The 14,302-nt window shown below is 75.3% G+C and carries 15 protein-coding genes and 2 tRNA genes; 11 read left to right on the top strand and 6 right to left on the bottom strand.

Annotated elements, in window-relative coordinates:
- The first annotated feature begins 98 nt into the window (after positions 1–98).
- From GA0070606_RS20900 to GA0070606_RS20920, 5 genes are all read left to right on the top strand, one after another.
- Positions 99–605, top strand: coding sequence for a SigE family RNA polymerase sigma factor (locus GA0070606_RS20900; protein ID WP_091103194.1), 507 nt, complete (start codon positions 99–101; stop codon positions 603–605).
- Positions 595–1,545, top strand: a complete 951-nt coding sequence (locus GA0070606_RS20905) for a hypothetical protein (RefSeq protein WP_091103195.1) — start codon at positions 595–597, stop codon at positions 1,543–1,545. Before GA0070606_RS20900 ends, GA0070606_RS20905 begins: the two co-directional genes overlap by 11 nt.
- 99 nt (positions 1,546–1,644) lie before the next feature.
- Positions 1,645–1,721 (top strand) — tRNA-Met (locus GA0070606_RS20910).
- A 259-nt stretch (positions 1,722–1,980) separates the two neighbouring features.
- A tRNA-Met gene (locus GA0070606_RS20915) sits at positions 1,981–2,054 on the top strand.
- 127 nt (positions 2,055–2,181) lie between these two features.
- Complete coding sequence (locus GA0070606_RS20920; RefSeq protein WP_091103197.1) at positions 2,182–2,430, top strand: hypothetical protein; 249 nt, start codon at positions 2,182–2,184, stop codon at positions 2,428–2,430.
- 46 nt (positions 2,431–2,476) lie between these two features.
- On the opposite strand, the gene GA0070606_RS20925 is transcribed toward GA0070606_RS20920, so the two are convergent.
- Positions 2,477–3,808, bottom strand: coding sequence for an ABC transporter substrate-binding protein (locus tag GA0070606_RS20925; RefSeq protein WP_091103199.1), 1,332 nt, complete (start codon positions 3,806–3,808; stop codon positions 2,477–2,479).
- A 163-nt stretch (positions 3,809–3,971) separates the two neighbouring features.
- Between GA0070606_RS20925 and GA0070606_RS20930 the strand changes: the two genes are divergently transcribed.
- The 3 genes from GA0070606_RS20930 to GA0070606_RS20940 are packed head-to-tail and all read left to right on the top strand — an operon-like array spanning position 3,972 to position 6,502.
- The gene (locus GA0070606_RS20930) at positions 3,972–4,805 is read left to right on the top strand and encodes a phosphoribosylaminoimidazolesuccinocarboxamide synthase (protein WP_091103201.1); all 834 of its coding nucleotides are present in this window, start codon (positions 3,972–3,974) and stop codon (positions 4,803–4,805) included.
- A gap of 57 nt (positions 4,806–4,862) precedes the next feature.
- Positions 4,863–5,360, top strand: coding sequence for a SigE family RNA polymerase sigma factor (locus GA0070606_RS20935; RefSeq protein ID WP_091103203.1), 498 nt, complete (start codon positions 4,863–4,865; stop codon positions 5,358–5,360).
- Complete coding sequence (locus GA0070606_RS20940) at positions 5,357–6,502, top strand: hypothetical protein (protein ID WP_091103206.1); 1,146 nt, start codon at positions 5,357–5,359, stop codon at positions 6,500–6,502. Before GA0070606_RS20935 ends, GA0070606_RS20940 begins: the two co-directional genes overlap by 4 nt.
- Before the next feature lie 6 nt (positions 6,503–6,508).
- Here GA0070606_RS20940 and glpK read toward each other — a convergent pair whose 3' ends face one another.
- Entirely contained in the window at positions 6,509–7,993 is a 1,485-nt protein-coding gene (gene glpK / locus GA0070606_RS20945) for a glycerol kinase GlpK (protein WP_091103208.1), read from the bottom strand.
- A 110-nt stretch (positions 7,994–8,103) separates the two neighbouring features.
- On the opposite strand from glpK, the gene GA0070606_RS20950 reads away from it, so the two are divergent.
- The gene (locus GA0070606_RS20950) at positions 8,104–9,042 is read left to right on the top strand and encodes a ribose-phosphate diphosphokinase (protein ID WP_091107964.1); all 939 of its coding nucleotides are present in this window, start codon (positions 8,104–8,106) and stop codon (positions 9,040–9,042) included.
- A 174-nt stretch (positions 9,043–9,216) separates the two neighbouring features.
- Here the strand turns inward: GA0070606_RS20950 and GA0070606_RS20955 are convergent, their stop codons facing one another.
- Complete coding sequence (locus tag GA0070606_RS20955) at positions 9,217–9,684, bottom strand: ATP-binding protein (protein ID WP_091103210.1); 468 nt, start codon at positions 9,682–9,684, stop codon at positions 9,217–9,219.
- Positions 9,685–9,804: 120 nt separating this feature from the next.
- Between GA0070606_RS20955 and macS the strand changes: the two genes are divergently transcribed.
- Together macS and GA0070606_RS20965 are read left to right on the top strand one after the other, a co-directional pair.
- A complete protein-coding gene (gene macS / locus GA0070606_RS20960) occupies positions 9,805–10,932 on the top strand; it encodes a MacS family sensor histidine kinase (RefSeq protein WP_245724753.1) in 1,128 nt (375 codons plus the stop codon).
- 46 nt (positions 10,933–10,978) lie between these two features.
- The gene (locus GA0070606_RS20965; protein ID WP_091103215.1) at positions 10,979–11,656 is read left to right on the top strand and encodes a response regulator; all 678 of its coding nucleotides are present in this window, start codon (positions 10,979–10,981) and stop codon (positions 11,654–11,656) included.
- A 74-nt stretch (positions 11,657–11,730) separates the two neighbouring features.
- Here the strand turns inward: GA0070606_RS20965 and GA0070606_RS20970 are convergent, their stop codons facing one another.
- From GA0070606_RS20970 to GA0070606_RS20980, 3 genes are all read right to left on the bottom strand, one after another.
- The gene (locus GA0070606_RS20970; protein WP_091103218.1) at positions 11,731–12,303 is read right to left on the bottom strand and encodes a DUF5709 domain-containing protein; all 573 of its coding nucleotides are present in this window, start codon (positions 12,301–12,303) and stop codon (positions 11,731–11,733) included.
- A gap of 104 nt (positions 12,304–12,407) precedes the next feature.
- Positions 12,408–13,133 (bottom strand): ATP-binding protein, encoded by a 726-nt coding sequence (locus tag GA0070606_RS20975; protein WP_245724754.1) that lies wholly within the window; start codon positions 13,131–13,133, stop codon positions 12,408–12,410.
- Positions 13,134–13,192: 59 nt separating this feature from the next.
- The gene (locus GA0070606_RS20980) at positions 13,193–14,191 is read right to left on the bottom strand and encodes an SDR family oxidoreductase (protein ID WP_091103224.1); all 999 of its coding nucleotides are present in this window, start codon (positions 14,189–14,191) and stop codon (positions 13,193–13,195) included.
- Between the last annotated feature and the right edge of the window lie 111 nt (positions 14,192–14,302).

The raw sequence follows: 14,302 nt of genomic DNA on the forward strand, positions 1-14,302 counted from the left end.
CTTACCCGACCGGCGGCCGGGTCGCCGCAACCCGCGCTCCCCTGACCTCGTCCTTCCTGCAAGAGGCGGGAAACGGGCCGGGGGGAGCGTGGTCGAGGATGAGGGACGCGACGAGTTTCGACGAGTTCTACCGGAGCACCTCACGACGGATGCTCCGCTACGGCCACGCGGTCGCCGGCGACCACGCCGAGGCCCAGGACCTGGTGCAGGAGGCGTACGCCCGGGCCTGGCGGCAGTGGGGCCGGCTGACCACCCACCCGGCGCCGGAGGCCTGGCTGCGCTTGGTGATCGCGCGGCTCGCCACCGACCGGTGGCGCCGGCTGCACGGCTGGCGCTCGATGCTCAGCCGGACGGGGCCACCCGAGCCGGTGCCGCCGCCGAGCGAGGACGGCGTGCTGCTGGCGGGCGCGCTGCGCCGACTGCCGGCCGTCCAGCGGCAGGCGCTGGCCCTGCACTACCTCCTCGACATGTCGGTGCAGGACATCGCCCGGGAGACGCAGGTGCCCACCGGCACCGTGAAGTCCTGGTTGGCGCGGGGGCGGGCACGGCTGGCAGCGCTGCTGCCCGACCTCGACGAGGAGTTGGAGGCGAACGATGTCGCGTGAACTGTCGGACCTGTACCGGTCGCTCGCCGAGGACGCCGACGGCCACAGCCTGGCCGCCCCGGAGCAGGTGCGGCGGCGCGCCGACCGCCGCGCCCGGGTGCGGGTCGCCGGCGCCGCGCTCGCGACGGCGCTGCTGGTCGGCGGACTGGCGACCGGCACCCGGCTGGTGCTGGCCGGGGAGGAGACCGCGCTGCCGTCGCCCGCCGGCACCCCGGCGCCCACGGCAAGCGCCCCGGCGCCGGGCCCGTCGCCGTCGCCCGGCGGGACCGCCTCGCCGACCGGCTCGCCCTCGCCGACCGGCGCGCCGCCGTCGACGGGCACGCCCGCGGCGCCGACGACAGGCACCGGTGCGCCGCCACGTACGCCCGCCTCGATCCCGGACCGGGCGTTCTTCGTCCAGGCGCCCGCGAACCGGACGGGCATCGAGCCGGTCTTCCGGGACACCGTCGCGCTGCCGAGGCTCTGCGACGCCCGCTACCGCAGCGACGCCGGCATCGTGCAGCGCCGCACCCGGAACCTGGCCTACAAGCTGCCGCGGACCCCGCAGGGGTACGTCCCCGACGGCAGCTACACGCACAGCATCACCGTCTACCGTCCGGGCCGGGCCGGCGACTTCCTGCGAGAGTTGCGGGCGGCGGTGCGGGGCTGCCCGGAGCAGCCGGGGGTGAGCGGCGGCAACCCGTCGACCTCGCGGGTGCGGCTGCTGGCCGACGGCCGCTTCGGCGACGACTCGGTGCTGTTCGAGATCCGTACGCCGGCCCGGGACGTCGAGGGCGACCCGACCGGCGGCGAGGAGGTCCGGCTGATCCGGGCGGTCCGGCTCGGCGACGTGGTTACCGTGCTGTGGGAGCAGGGCTGGGAGGGCACCTCCGCCGAGCGGTCCCAGGTCGACGCCGACAGCCGGCGTGCGGTCGACGCGATCGAGCGCTGGCTGGGCTGACTCGTACGGCGGTCCGGGCGGCGGCGCGCGGCCCGGACCGCCCCGGTCGGCGGTCGTTTTGCGGCGGCCGGGGTCGGTGAGATACGGTGTACGAACCGACGCGGGGTGGAGCAGCTCGGTAGCTCGCTGGGCTCATAACCCAGAGGTCGCAGGTTCAAATCCTGTCCCCGCTACCACGTCGGAACGGCCCCGAGGATCTCCTCGGGGCCGTTCCGCGTTCCGGGGCCGTTTCGCGGTTCCGGGGCCGTCCGCCGAGCCGCGCCTCCGGCGGCCGGCCGCGTTCCCGTTGCCCGGCGACGGGGACCGTGCCCGGTCCAGCTCGGCCCGCGCGGCGCTCCGCTTCCGGCGGGCCGAGCTGGTCCGGGAGGGAATCGGGGCGGAATCGGGGCCCCGCTGATCATCCGCCCGGGGGATGCGATAGAGTAAACGAGCCGACGCGGGGTGGAGCAGCTCGGTAGCTCGCTGGGCTCATAACCCAGAGGTCGCAGGTTCAAATCCTGTCCCCGCTACTCACGCGAAAGGCCCCGGAGAAACCTCCGGGGCCTTTCGCCGTTTCCGGCCCCGTGACCGGCAGCGCGTCGGTGCTTGCCGACCGACCGACGTGCCGGGGTTGCGGCTGTCGGCGAGGATGTCTGCATGTCTTCATTCGGAAAGTGGTGGGGCCGGCTCAGCGCCGTCCTCGGTGCGGTCGTGCTGTCGGTGTTCGTGCCCGTCGCGGCCTGGGCGTCCACCGGCACGGGTGAGCTTGTGGTGGAGGCCGCCCGGCGGCGTCGCGGCGGTGGCTTCGGATTCCTGAGCCTGCTCTGCTGCCTGGTCGTGGTGGCGGCGATCGTGTTCCTGGTGCTGCGGATGATGCGCAACCGTCGCGGGGGCCCGCCGCGCTGACCTGAGCCGAAGGCCCGGCCGGCGACCCCGACCGCGCAGACGGCGGTCACCCGGCGAGCGCGGCCTCCGCCCGGGCCATGAAGCGCGACGCCGCCGCCCAGGTCCCGGCCGCCCCGCTGCGGACGGTCTCGGCGGCCTCCAGCAGCAGCGCGCGCACGCGCGGGTGGCCCTGCGGCGGCGGGCCGGGCGCCGGCCCCAGCCGGTCGGCCAGCGCGGCGCCGAACGCCGCCGCGCGTTTCTGCGCCGGCTCGGTGATGGTGCCCTCGACGTAGCGGCGGACGGCGAGGCTGGGGTTGAGCCCGCGGTCGTGGCCGAGCACGGCGCCCGCCTCGCCGTTGCCGGTGAGGAAGTTGATCACGTCGGCCACCACCGCGGGGTGCCGGGTGCCGTGGAAGCCCGCCCAGTACATCGACGCCCGCGCCCACTGCGCCGCCACCGGGCCGGGCAGGACGGCCAGGCCGAGTTCGGCGTCGGTGAGCCGCTGCAGTTCCGGGAGCTGGTGCGACCAGGCGAAGGAGGCGGCCGCGGCGCCGGTGACCACCAACTGCCGGGCGGGCACGTCGCTGTCGGCCTGCTCGACCAGGGCGGCGCTCGGGGTGGCCCGGCCGGACCGGGCGTCCCGCCACAGCTCGAACCACTCGGCCAGCGCCTCGGCGTCGAACCCGAGCTGCCGGCCCCGGTAGAGATCGCCGCCCCGGCCGCGCAGCCAGTGCCAGAACGCGCGGTAGTCGCCCGACGCGTCCATCGTGCCGGCCACCCGTCCGTCGCTGGCCCGGGTGACCCGCCGCGCCCAGGCGACGTACTCCGGCCAGGAGATCCCGGCGTCCGGTTCCGGCACGCCCAGCCGGCGCAGCAGCGTGCGGTTGAGCACCAGCGCGGCGGCCGTCTGCCCCGCGGCGACGCCCACCGTGCGCCCGTCGACCTGCCCGTAGCGGAGCAGGCCCGGAGGCAGGGTGCGCACGTCCAGCCGGTGGTCGGCGACGTACTCGCTGAGGTCGAGGACGATCTCGCGCCGGGCGTACTCGGCCAGCATGCCGTCGTCGAGCTGGATCAGGTCCGGCACGTTGCCGCCCGCAGCCTGGGTGGCCAGCCGGTCGTGGTAGCCGTCGACGCCCTGCCAGGTGATCCGGAAGCCGACGCGGGGGTTGCGGTCGGTGTAGAGGCGCAGCACCCGTTCGGTGAGCTCGGCGCGCTTCGCCCCGCCGTACCAGAAGACCGACAGCTCGATCGGGCCGGTCTCCGTCGGCGCCGCCTGCTCCTCGCTGCACCCGGTCAGCCCGCCGGCCGCGAGCACCGGCGCCCCGAGCAGCGCGGCGAGCACCCGCCGCCGGCCCGGGGCCGCCCCGGCGGGGGACAGCGGGCGGCGGGCGGCGGACACGGGGACTCCTGGCGGACGGGCGGATGCGGCCGGATCATTCACGCAGGCGGCGCGGGAGGTGTCAACGTCCGTCCGGCCACACCGCCGCGCCCGTGGGCGTACGCATCGACGCCGTCCGCCACCGCCGCCGGCCGTACGCAGGTCGCCTGGTGTAATAGGCCGCGTGGAACTTCTGCACTCGGGCAAGGTCCGGGACGTCTACGCCGACGGCGACGACCTGATCCTGGTCGCCTCCGACCGCATCTCGATCTACGACGTGGTGCTGCCGACGCCGATCCCCGACAAGGGCAAGTTGCTCACCGCGCTGTCCCTGTGGTGGTTCGAGCAGCTGTCCGACCTGGTGCCGAACCACGTCATCTCGGCCACCGACGTGCCGGCGGAGTTCGCGGGCCGGGCGATCCGCTGCCGGCGGCTGGAGATGGTTCCCGTGGAGTGCGTCGCCCGGGGCTACCTGACCGGCGGCGGCCTGAAGGAGTATCAGCGCACCGGCGCGGTCTCCGGCGTGGAGCTGCCGCGCGGCCTGGTCGAGGCGTCCATCCTGCCCGAGCCGATCTTCACCCCGTCGACCAAGGCGCCGGTGGGGGAGCACGACGAGCCCATCACCTTCGCCGAGGTGGTCGACAAGGTCGGCGCCGAGACCGCCGAGCGGCTGCGGCAGATCACCATCGACGTCTACCGCCGGGGGGCCGAGCTGGCCGCCGACCGGGGAATCCTGGTCGCCGACACCAAGATCGAGCTGGGCTGGGCGGCCGACGGCACCCTGACGGTCGGCGACGAGCTGCTCACCTCCGACTCGTCCCGGTTCTGGCCGGCGGAGTCGTACCAGCCGGGCCGGGCGCAGTTCTCCTACGACAAGCAGTACGTGCGCGACTGGGCGGTGGAGAGCGGCTGGAACAAGCAGGCCCCGGCGCCCGAGGTGCCGGCCGAGGTGGTCGAGGCGACCAGGGCCCGCTACGTCGACGTCTACGAGAAGCTCACCGGCAACCGCTGGGACTGATTTCCCGACCGGTGCAGCGCCTCGGCCACCCCACGGACTTTCTGGGGCGGAGGTGCCATGCAGCCGACGTTCGAGGAGTTCGTGACCGCCCGCGGGGCAGCCCTGCTGCGGTTCGCGCTGATGCTCACCGGGGACCGGCACCAGGCCGAGGACCTGGTGCAGTCGGTGCTGGCCAAGGCGTACGTGCGGTGGGCGCGGGTGGCGGAGATGAGCCGGCCCGAGGCGTACCTCAAGCGGGTCCTGGTCAACGAGAACCTGCGCTGGTGGCGGCGGCTCTCCTCGCGCGAGCTGCCGGTCGCCGCCCCCGCTGACGGGGCGGCCGGCCCGGACGACGCCGGCAGCCACGCGGCGCGCGAGGCCGCCTGGGCGCTGTTGCGCCGGCTGCCGAGCCGCCAGCGGGCGGTGCTCGTGCTGCGCTACTACGAGGACCTCTCCGACACCCAGATCGCGGAGGTCCTCGGCTGCGCCCCGGCCACTGTGCGGTCGCAGGCGACGCGGGCCCTCGCCACGCTTCGGGCCACGGTGCCCACGATCGATCGGGAGGCGCTGCCATGAGTCGGTACGACGTCGAGACGCTGATCCGGGACACGTTCCGCAGCCACGAGGCCGAGGCCGACGAGGGCGGTGCGGACCTGGCCGGGGCGGTGCGGGCGCGGGTGGCCCGGCGGCGTCGCCGGGCCACGGTGGCGGGGGCCGGGGCGGCGGCCGTGGCGGTGCTCGTCGCCGTCGGGGTGGTCCCGGCGCTCGTCGGGCAGGACCGTGCCCGACCGCCGGCGGGAGACACGGCGGCCGAGGACCGGGCGGCGACCGCGGACTGGCGCTGGGAGAGCTCCCTCGGCGCGGAGATCCGGGTGCCGGCGGGCTGGGCGGTCAACGACTTCGGCTGCGGGATGACCGACGGGCCCAGCGTGGTGCGGGGCGGGGGCCTGGCGCACACGTGCCTCACCCCGGAGGCGGTCCACAAGGAACTCGCGATCATCAGCGACCGGGTGGGACGGCAGCCGGACGACGCGCGGTTGCCAGGGCGGTCGGTCACCGTCAGCGGGGTGCCCGCCCTGCGCGCGGAGGGACGGCTGCCCGACGGCCGCTACGCCGGCACCATCAACGTGCCCCGGCGCGACGTCGCGATCGCGGTGCGGACCCGGGACGCGGCCACCACCCGGCGGATCCTGGACAGCCTCCGACTGGTGCAGACGGACCACGTCGGCTGCCCGACCCAGCGCCAACCGGTCGTCAACGCGCCGTTGCCCGGGTGGGAGCCGCCGCAGTCGTCGACGGCCTCCGATGCCCGCACGCCGCCGCGCGAGCCGTTCGTGCCGGAGCACCCGTCCGCCGTCTCCATCTGCGCCTACGGCTCCGGTGTGGGAGGGATGCCCCGCCCCGAACGGATCCGGGCGTCGACCCGGCTGGCCGGCGCGGACGCGACCGCGCTCGCCGTGGCGCTGAACGCCGCCCCCGCCGGGAGCAACCCCGCTGGCAAGGCGTGCCCCAGGCCCGAGCCGGCGGACGGCTACGACGTCCTGCTCCTCCTGCGCAGCCGGGACGGCGAACGACGGGTGGTGGCGAGCTGGAACCGGTGCGTGGGCCGCGGCCTGGACAACGGGGTGCGTCGGGCCCAGCTCACCGAGCCCCTGCTGGCCGCCATCATGCGACCGCTGGGCGTCGGATACGTCCTGGCCGCCCCTCTGTCCGACTGAGCGTGCTCAGTCGACCCAGTCCAGGGTGCGCTCGACGGCCTTGCGCCAGTTGCGCAGCTCCCGTTCCCGGTGCGCGGGGTCCATGGTCGGCTCCCACTGCGCGTCGGAGCGCCACTGGGCGCGCAGCGTCGCCAGGTCCGGCCAGAAGCCGACCGCCAGGCCGGCCGCGTACGCGGCGCCGAGGCAGGTGGTCTCGGTGATCCGGCTGCGGACCACCGGCACGTCGAGCACGTCGGCGAGGAACTGCATCAGCAGCCCGTTCGCGGTCATCCCGCCGTCGACCCGCAGCCGGCGCAGCGCCACGTCGGAGTCGGCGTTCATCGCGTCGACCACCTCGCGGGTCTGCCAGGCCGACGCCTCCAGCACGGCCCGGGCCAGGTGCCCCTTGGTGATGTAGCCGGTCAGCCCGGCGATCACGCCGCGCGCGTCGCTGCGCCAGTGCGGGGCGAACAGCCCGGAGAAGGCCGGGACGACGTAGCAGCCGCCGTTGTCGTCGACGGTGCCCGCCAGCTCCTCCACCTCGGCGGCGGTGGAGATCAGCCCGAGGTTGTCGCGCAGCCACTGCACCAGGGAGCCGGTGACCGCGATCGCCCCCTCCAGCGCGTACGCGGCGGGCTGGCCCTCGATGCGGTAGGCGACCGTGGTGAGCAGGCCGTGGGTGGAGGGGACCGGGCTGGCGCCGGTGTTGAGTAGCAGGAAGCTGCCCGTGCCGTAGGTGCACTTCGCCTCGCCCGGCTGGAAGCAGGTCTGCCCGAACAGGGCCGCCTGCTGGTCGCCGAGCGCGCTGGCCACCGGCACCCCGGCCAGCACCCCGGTCGCCTCCCCGTAGACCTCGGCGGAGCTGCGGATCTCGGGCAGCATCGCCGCCGGCACGCCCATCGCGTCGAGCAGCTCCGGGCTCCAGTCGAGGGTGGTCAGGTCCATCAGCAGGGTGCGGCTGGCGTTGGTCACGTCGGTCACGTGCCGCCCGGTCAGCTTCCAGATCAGCCAGCTGTCCATCGTGCCGAAGAGCACCTCGCCGGCCTCGGCGCGCCCGCGCAGCCCGTCGACGTGCTCCAGGAGCCAGCGCAGCTTCGGCCCGGCGAAGTAGGTGGCCAGCGGCAGGCCGGTGCGGGTGCGGAACAGCTCCTCGCCGTACGCCTGCTCCAGCTCGCGCAGCAGCGGGCCGGTGCGGGTGTCCTGCCAGACGATGGCGTTGGCGACCGGCCGGCCGGTCGCCCGGTCCCAGACGAGGGTGGTCTCCCGCTGGTTGGTGATGCCCACGGCGGCGAGCCCGGCGGCGTCGGTGCCGGCGGCCCGCAGCGCCTCCCGGACCACCAGCTCCACGTTCTGCCAGATCTCCTCGGCGTCGTGCTCCACCCAGCCGGGTCTGGGGAAGATCTGCCGGTGCTCCCGCTGCGCCACGGAGACGATTTCCCCGGCGCGGTCGAAGACGATGCACCGGGAGGAGGTGGTGCCCTGGTCGATGGCGGCGACGTACTGGGGGGTCACGGCAGCACCGTACCCGGACCGGCCGTGCCCCGCCGACCGGCCGCGCCCCGCCCGGCGGTCCCGGCCCCGGTCGGGGGCGGCCCGGGGTGGCGTCCGTACGATGTGTGGACGTGCGTGACATCGCCGTCTTCAGTGGTACCGCCCATCCCGAACTCGCCGCCGAGATCTGCGCCCACCTCGAGGTGCCCCTGCACCCGGTGCGGGTGTCCCGGTTCGCCAACGACTGCCTGGAAGTCCAGTTGCAGGCCAACTGCCGGGAGCGGGACGTCTTCCTGATCCAGCCGTTGGTGCCGCCCGTGCAGGAGCACCTGGTCGAGCTGCTGCTCATGATCGACGCGGCCCGGGGTGCCTCCGCCGGCCGGATCACGGTGGTGCTGCCGCACTACGCGTACGCCCGGTCGGACAAGAAGGACGCGCCGCGCATCTCCATCGGCGGGCGGCTCGTCGCCGACCTGCTCACCTCGGCGGGCGCGGACCGTGTGCTGGCGATGACCCTGCACTCGCCGCAGGTGCACGGCTTCTTCAGCGTGCCGGTCGACCACCTGCACGCGCTGCGCGAGCTGGCCGAGCACTTCGCCCGCTACGACCTGAGCAACACGGTCGTGGTCTCGCCGGACCTGGGCAACGCCAAGGAGGCGGCGGCGTTCGCCCGCCGGCTCGGCACCCCGGTGGCCGCCGGGGCGAAGCAGCGGTTCAGCGACGACCGGGTCAAGATCAGTGCGGTGATCGGGGACGTGGCCGACCGGGACGTGATCGTGCTGGACGACGAGATCGCCAAGGGCAGCACGGTGATCGAGCTGATGGAGCACCTGCGCGAGCTGAAGGTCCGCTCGATCCGGCTGGCCTGCACGCACGGCCTCTTCTCCAGCGACGCCCTGCGGCGGCTCAGCGAGCAGGAGGGCGTGCTGGAGATCGTCTGCACCAACACGGTGCCGATCCCGGCCGACAAGCGGGTGCCGAAGCTCGAGGTCCTCTCCGTCGCGCCGGCGCTGGCGGAGGCGATGCGTCGCATCCACAACGGCGAGTCCGTCAGCACCCTCTTCGCCTGACCCACCCACCCCACCCACCCCACCCCACGCCCCGCCACCCCACGCCCGCCACGCCGGTCCCGCCCGCGATCTTGCCCTTCCTGCCCCGGCAAACAGGGCAAAGCGCCCGATCCGAGGGCTGAGACTGCAAGATCGCGGCGGTGGGGTCGCGGGGGCGGCGCGGCGGTGGCGAGGTCAGTCGCGGCGGTGGCGGCCGATGTGCTCGGGGGCGCCGACGGTGGTGCTGATGCGTACGGTGGTGCCGGCGGCGCCGGTGTCGACCTCCATGGCGTCGCTCAGCTCCCGGGCCAGCCAGAGCCCCCAGCCGCCGGCCGTGTCGGGTGCGGGTCGGCTCCGGTCGCCCAGCCGCTGCGTGCTGATGCCCCTACCGTGGTCGGACACCTCGCAGACGAGTTGCCCCGACTGCCGCCACAGCCGCAGCCAGCCCCGGCCGCCGCCGTGCCGGACCGCGTTCGTGATCAGCTCGTTGACCGCCAGCACGAAGTCGTCCAGGCGCTGCCCGGCCAGCCCGGCGGCGTGCGCGCAGGAGGTGACCGAGTGTCGCAGCTCGGTCACCTGGGCCTGTTCGAAGGCCTCGGCGATCAGGGGGGAAGGTTCGATGGGCACAACCGTACGCGGTGTCGGGGATTCTGCGTTCGTCATGGCCCCGTCCCGACAACTGATCACTGGATTTTTTGCGGCATTTCCACCGTACGTCAGCGTTTCTCGCCGTGCATGTGGCGGCCCGCCGGCCGCCCACTTGGCTGTGGCATCGTGACGACCGTGCCGACGCCCCCCGGTGGTTTCGAGGTCCCGCTCTGGCGGGCCATCGCCGTGTTCCGGGTGGCCTCCCTGGCGTACGTCTGCGTGCTGGTCGTGCGGCACTTCGACCGGTACGCCCACCCGCTCGCGGCCGGCGGCCTGGTCCTGCTGATGGCGGCCTGGACCGGCGTGACCGCCGTCGGGTACGCCCGCCCGGCCCGGCGTGGCTGGCCGCTGCTCGTGGCGGACCTCTCGGTCGTCCTCGGCATCCTGCTGGTCAACCCGTGGGTGGTCGGGCGGGAGGCGCTCGCCTCCGGCGTGCCCACCCTGGCGGTTGCCTGGCTGGCCGGCCCGGTGCTCGCCTGGGCCGTCTCCGGCGGACGGCGGCGGGGCACCGTGGCCGCGCTGGTGCTCGGCGCGGCGGACCTGGCCACCCGGGAACGGATCGGCCAGTCCTCGCTCACCGGGGTGATCCTGCTGCTGCTCGCCGGGGTGGTCGTCGGGCACGTCGCCCGGCTGGCCGTGACCGCCGAGGAGCGGCTGCACCGGGCGGTCGAGCTGGAGGCGGCCACCCGGGAACGGGAGCGGCTGGCCCGGGACATCCACGACGGCGTCCTCCAGGTGCTCGCGCTGGTGCAGCGGCGCGGCGCCCACCTGGACGGCGAGGCCGGCGAGCTGGCCCGGCTCGCCGGGGAGCAGGAGGCGGCGCTGCGCGCCCTGATCGCCGGTGCCGCGCCGGCCGGCGCCGGCACCGAGAGCGGCCCGGTGGACCTGCGCGCGCTGGTCGGCCGGTACGCCTCCGCGACGGTCTCGCTCTCCGCGCCGGCCACCCCGGTGTCGTTGCCCGGGCCGGTGGCCCGCGAACTGGCCGCGGCGACGGCCGCCGCGTTGGACAACGTCGCCCGGCACGCGGACGGGCGGGCCTGGGTGCTGATCGAGGACGAGGAGGCGACGGTGACCGTCTCGGTCCGCGACGAGGGCCCGGGCTTCCCGGACGGTCGGCTGGACGAGGCCGTCGCCGAGGGCCGGCTCGGCGTCGCCCGGTCCATCCGGGGGCGCCTCGCCGACCTGGGCGGCACGGTGCGGATCACCTCCGCGCCGGGCGCCGGCACGGAGGTGGAGCTGACCGTCCCGAGGGCGGCACGGTGAGGCCGGGGACCGGCCGTCCCCGGCCGGTGCGACGGAGGGGGAGACCATGAGCGGTGTGCGCGTGATGGTGGTCGACGACCACCCGATGTGGCGGGAGGGGGTGGCCCGGGACCTCACCGAGGCCGGCCACGTCGTCGTCGCCACCAGCGGCGAGGGGCGGCAGGCCGTCCGGGTCGCCGCGGCCACCCGGCCCGACGTGGTGGTCCTGGACCTGCAACTGCCGGACGTCTCCGGGGTGGAGGTGATCCGGGGGCTGCGCGCCGCGCTGCCGCAGGTGCGGGTGCTGATGTTGTCGGCCAGCGGCGAGCAGCAGAGCGTGCTGGACGCGGTGAAGGCGGGCGCCACGGGCTACCTGGTGAAGTCCGCCGCCCCCGCCGAGTTCCTGGAGGCGGTGCGCCGGACGGCGGCGGGGGAGCCGGTCTTCACGCCCGGCCTGGCGGGGCTGGTCCTCGGCGAGTACCGCCGGCTGGCCGCCGCCCCGTCGGGGGCCGCCGCGACGGCCGGTCGGGACTGCGCCGCCGGCCCGGCACCCCGCCTCACCGACCGGGAGACCGAGGTGCTGCGGCTCGTGGCCAAGGGCATGTCCTACAAGCAGATCGCCGACCGGCTCGGGCTGTCCCACCGCACCGTGCAGAACCACGTGCAGAACACGTTGGGCAAGCTCCAGCTGCACAACCGGGTCGAGCTGACCCGGTACGCGATCGAGCGCGGCCTGGACGACTGAGGCCGCCGGGAGACCGCCCCCGGACGGTTCCCCGACAGCCCCGGCGCCGGCCACGGACCCACTGTCGCGCCGGGTCAGACCGAGTGCGGCGGCCGTGTCTCGTGGATGGCCAGCTCCTCGGCGCTCGCGCCGCCGCCGGCCGAGCCGGCGTCGTACGCGACCGAGTCGGTCTCCTGGTCGGTGTGCGCCCCCTCGTCCGGTTCGACGAGCCGGCCGACCTGGGCGTCGGCGACGCTGCCGAGCTGGCCGTGGTCGTAGAGGGAGACCGGCGAGTTCGGGTCGGAGGTGGGGCCGGGGTCGAGCACGTCCGCGTCGAGCTGGGCCTGCGCCGCGGCCTCCTCGCTGTCGGCCTCGGCGGCGATGTCCGGGTCGACGGGGCCGGCCAGCGGATCGTCGGCGGGGCGCTCGTACAGCTCCCGGTCGAGCTTGTAGTCGAGCGACTCGCCGTCGAGCTGCTCCTCGGCGGTGGTCCCGTACCGGTCCACCGCCACCGGCGTCCGGTCGCCCGGCAGCTGGGCCGGCTCCGGGCCGTCCGCCTCGCGCCCGGTCAGGACGTCGTCGTTGGCGGTCGAGTCGTCGTCGGCGGTGTCGGGCAGGCCCTCCGCCTCGGGGTCGGACACGGGGGTCGGGTACTCGTCGTCGCGCATGGCTGACCTCTACCCACTGCCCTCCCGGCGTAACCGGTGCCGGGCGTGGCCATCCGGGCGGAAGCATCGCTTCCCGGGACGGACGGGGAGGACCCGGGCGACGGTCAGCCGTCGGCGGCGAGCTCGTCCGCGGCGTACAGGACGCACCAGACGACCTTGCCGTCCGGGACGGGGCTGCTGCCCCAGCGGCGGGCGACGGTGTCGATCAGCAGCAGGCCGCGCCCGCCGACGGTGTCCAACGGCGCCGGCCCGGTGAAGGCCGGCTGCCGCGACGAGTGGTCGCGTACCGCGAGGTGCAGGGTGCTGTCCCGGGGGGCCAGCCGCACCGTCATCGGGGTCCGTGCGTGGGCGACCACGTTGCCCACCAGCTCGGTGACCGCGATGCAGCCCGGCTCGGTCAGCTCGTCCAGGCCCCAGCGGCGGCAGCCGTCGGTGACCAGTTGGCGGGCCTGCCGGGCGGCCTCCACGGCGGGCGGGAACTCGGCGTCGACCACGGCGGCCATCGGCGCGGCGGCCAGCCCGGCCATCGCCCCGTCCAGGGTCGGCCAGGCGGGAACCCCCTCCACGGTGCCGGTCGGGTCGCAGAGCAGCAGGTCGGCGGCGGGCCAGTCGCGGATCTCCCGGCGCACTCCGGCGAAGACGTCCCGGGCCGCCGGGTCGGTCATCCGCAGGTCGGTCACGTCGGCCACCACCGGGCCGGGCCGGGCGCAGAGCCGGGCGAGCAGCCCGTCGCGGACCGTGCGGACCTCGGACCGGTCGAGCACGCCGGTCAGCCGGACCACCCCGGAGGACCGGTCGGTCTCCACCCGGCAGCGCACGTCGGTCGGCATGATCGTCCCATTCTGCCTTCCCGGGCCGGGTCCCGCACCGGTCCGCCCGGCCCTGTGCATCAGCGGTCCGTCCGCGTCCGGCGGGCCATCGCGGCCACCGTCCCGACGGCCGTGCCCGCCGCCGCCAGCCCGAAGGCGGCGGACATCCGCACCAGTTGCCGTCGCCGGCCGTGCCAGCCGCCCTCCCGCTGGGCCGCCGCGTCGGCGTGGAAGACGTTGCCGGTGCTGTCCAGCCGCGGGGCGGGTCCGAACTGGGTGCGGTGGGTGTACCAGCCGAGGACCCGTTCGGCCAGCGCCGGGGCGAGCCGCCACTGCAGGCCGATCAGCCGGGCGGCCCCGCCGGCGTACGCCTCGCGGCGCGGCCGGCGCAGCATCCGGACGATCGTCTCCGCCACCACCTCGGGCGGGTACACCGGGGGCGGCGGCGTCAGTTCCCGCCCGCTGTGGTTGGCGGCGTGCCCGAAGAACGGGGTGTCGATGGTGGCCGGCAGCACCGTGCAGATCGAGATGTTGCCGCGCCCGGTGACCCGCAACTCCTGGCGGACCGTGTCGGCCAGGCCGCGGATGCCGTGCTTGGTGGCGTTGTACGCCGACTGGTAGGGCATCGCCACCTCGGCCAGCACCGAGGCGTTGTTGATCAGCACCCCGCCGCCCGCCGCGCCCAGGTGCGGCAGCGCGGCCCGGGTGCCGTACGCGGCGCCGAGCAGGTTCACCTCCAGCACCCGGCGGAACTCGGCCACGGGGATCTCGTCGAAGAGGCCGACCGCGCTGACCGCGGCGTTGTTGACCCAGCCGTCGATCCGGCCGAACTCGGCCACGGCGCGCGCGGCGAGGCGCTCGACCGCCGCCGGGTCGGTCACGTCGGTCGGCACGACGAGCGCGCGCCCGCCCAGTTCCCGGCACCGCTGCGCCACCCGGTGCAGGGCGGGCTCGCTGCGGGCGGCGAGCACCACGGCGGTGCCCCGCCGGGCGAGGGCGTACGCCGTGGCCGTGCCGATCCCGCTGGAGGCACCGGTGATCACCACGGTGGCGTCGGCGAGGCTGCGGGTGAGAGGCATTGTCAGCCCGTACCCAGGCTGACGGGGGTCATGCGGCCGATCATCGGTCGGATAACCGTCGGTGCGCGGGCGGTGAACAGCGGAGGGTTGACGCTTGCCGTCGGGCAAGCA

This window comes from Micromonospora citrea (assembly GCF_900090315.1).
In the GTDB taxonomy this organism is placed as follows: Bacteria; Actinomycetota; Actinomycetes; order Mycobacteriales; family Micromonosporaceae; genus Micromonospora; species Micromonospora citrea.

What these genes read in the sequence shown, in the direction of transcription:
- GA0070606_RS20900 (WP_091103194.1), top strand. Translation starts at nt 99, where the DNA reads ATGAGGGACGCGACGAGTTTCGACGAGTTCTACCGGAGCACCTCACGA.
- GA0070606_RS20905 (WP_091103195.1), top strand. Translation starts at nt 595, where the DNA reads ATGTCGCGTGAACTGTCGGACCTGTACCGGTCGCTCGCCGAGGACGCC.
- GA0070606_RS20920 (WP_091103197.1), top strand. Translation starts at nt 2,182, where the DNA reads ATGTCTTCATTCGGAAAGTGGTGGGGCCGGCTCAGCGCCGTCCTCGGT.
- GA0070606_RS20935 (WP_091103203.1), top strand. Translation starts at nt 4,863, where the DNA reads ATGCAGCCGACGTTCGAGGAGTTCGTGACCGCCCGCGGGGCAGCCCTG.
- GA0070606_RS20940 (WP_091103206.1), top strand. Translation starts at nt 5,357, where the DNA reads ATGAGTCGGTACGACGTCGAGACGCTGATCCGGGACACGTTCCGCAGC.
- GA0070606_RS20955 (WP_091103210.1), bottom strand. Translation starts at nt 9,684, where the DNA reads ATGACGAACGCAGAATCCCCGACACCGCGTACGGTTGTGCCCATCGAA.
- GA0070606_RS20965 (WP_091103215.1), top strand. Translation starts at nt 10,979, where the DNA reads ATGAGCGGTGTGCGCGTGATGGTGGTCGACGACCACCCGATGTGGCGG.
- GA0070606_RS20970 (WP_091103218.1), bottom strand. Translation starts at nt 12,303, where the DNA reads ATGCGCGACGACGAGTACCCGACCCCCGTGTCCGACCCCGAGGCGGAG.
- GA0070606_RS20975 (WP_245724754.1), bottom strand. Translation starts at nt 13,133, where the DNA reads ATGCCGACCGACGTGCGCTGCCGGGTGGAGACCGACCGGTCCTCCGGG.
- GA0070606_RS20980 (WP_091103224.1), bottom strand. Translation starts at nt 14,191, where the DNA reads ATGCCTCTCACCCGCAGCCTCGCCGACGCCACCGTGGTGATCACCGGT.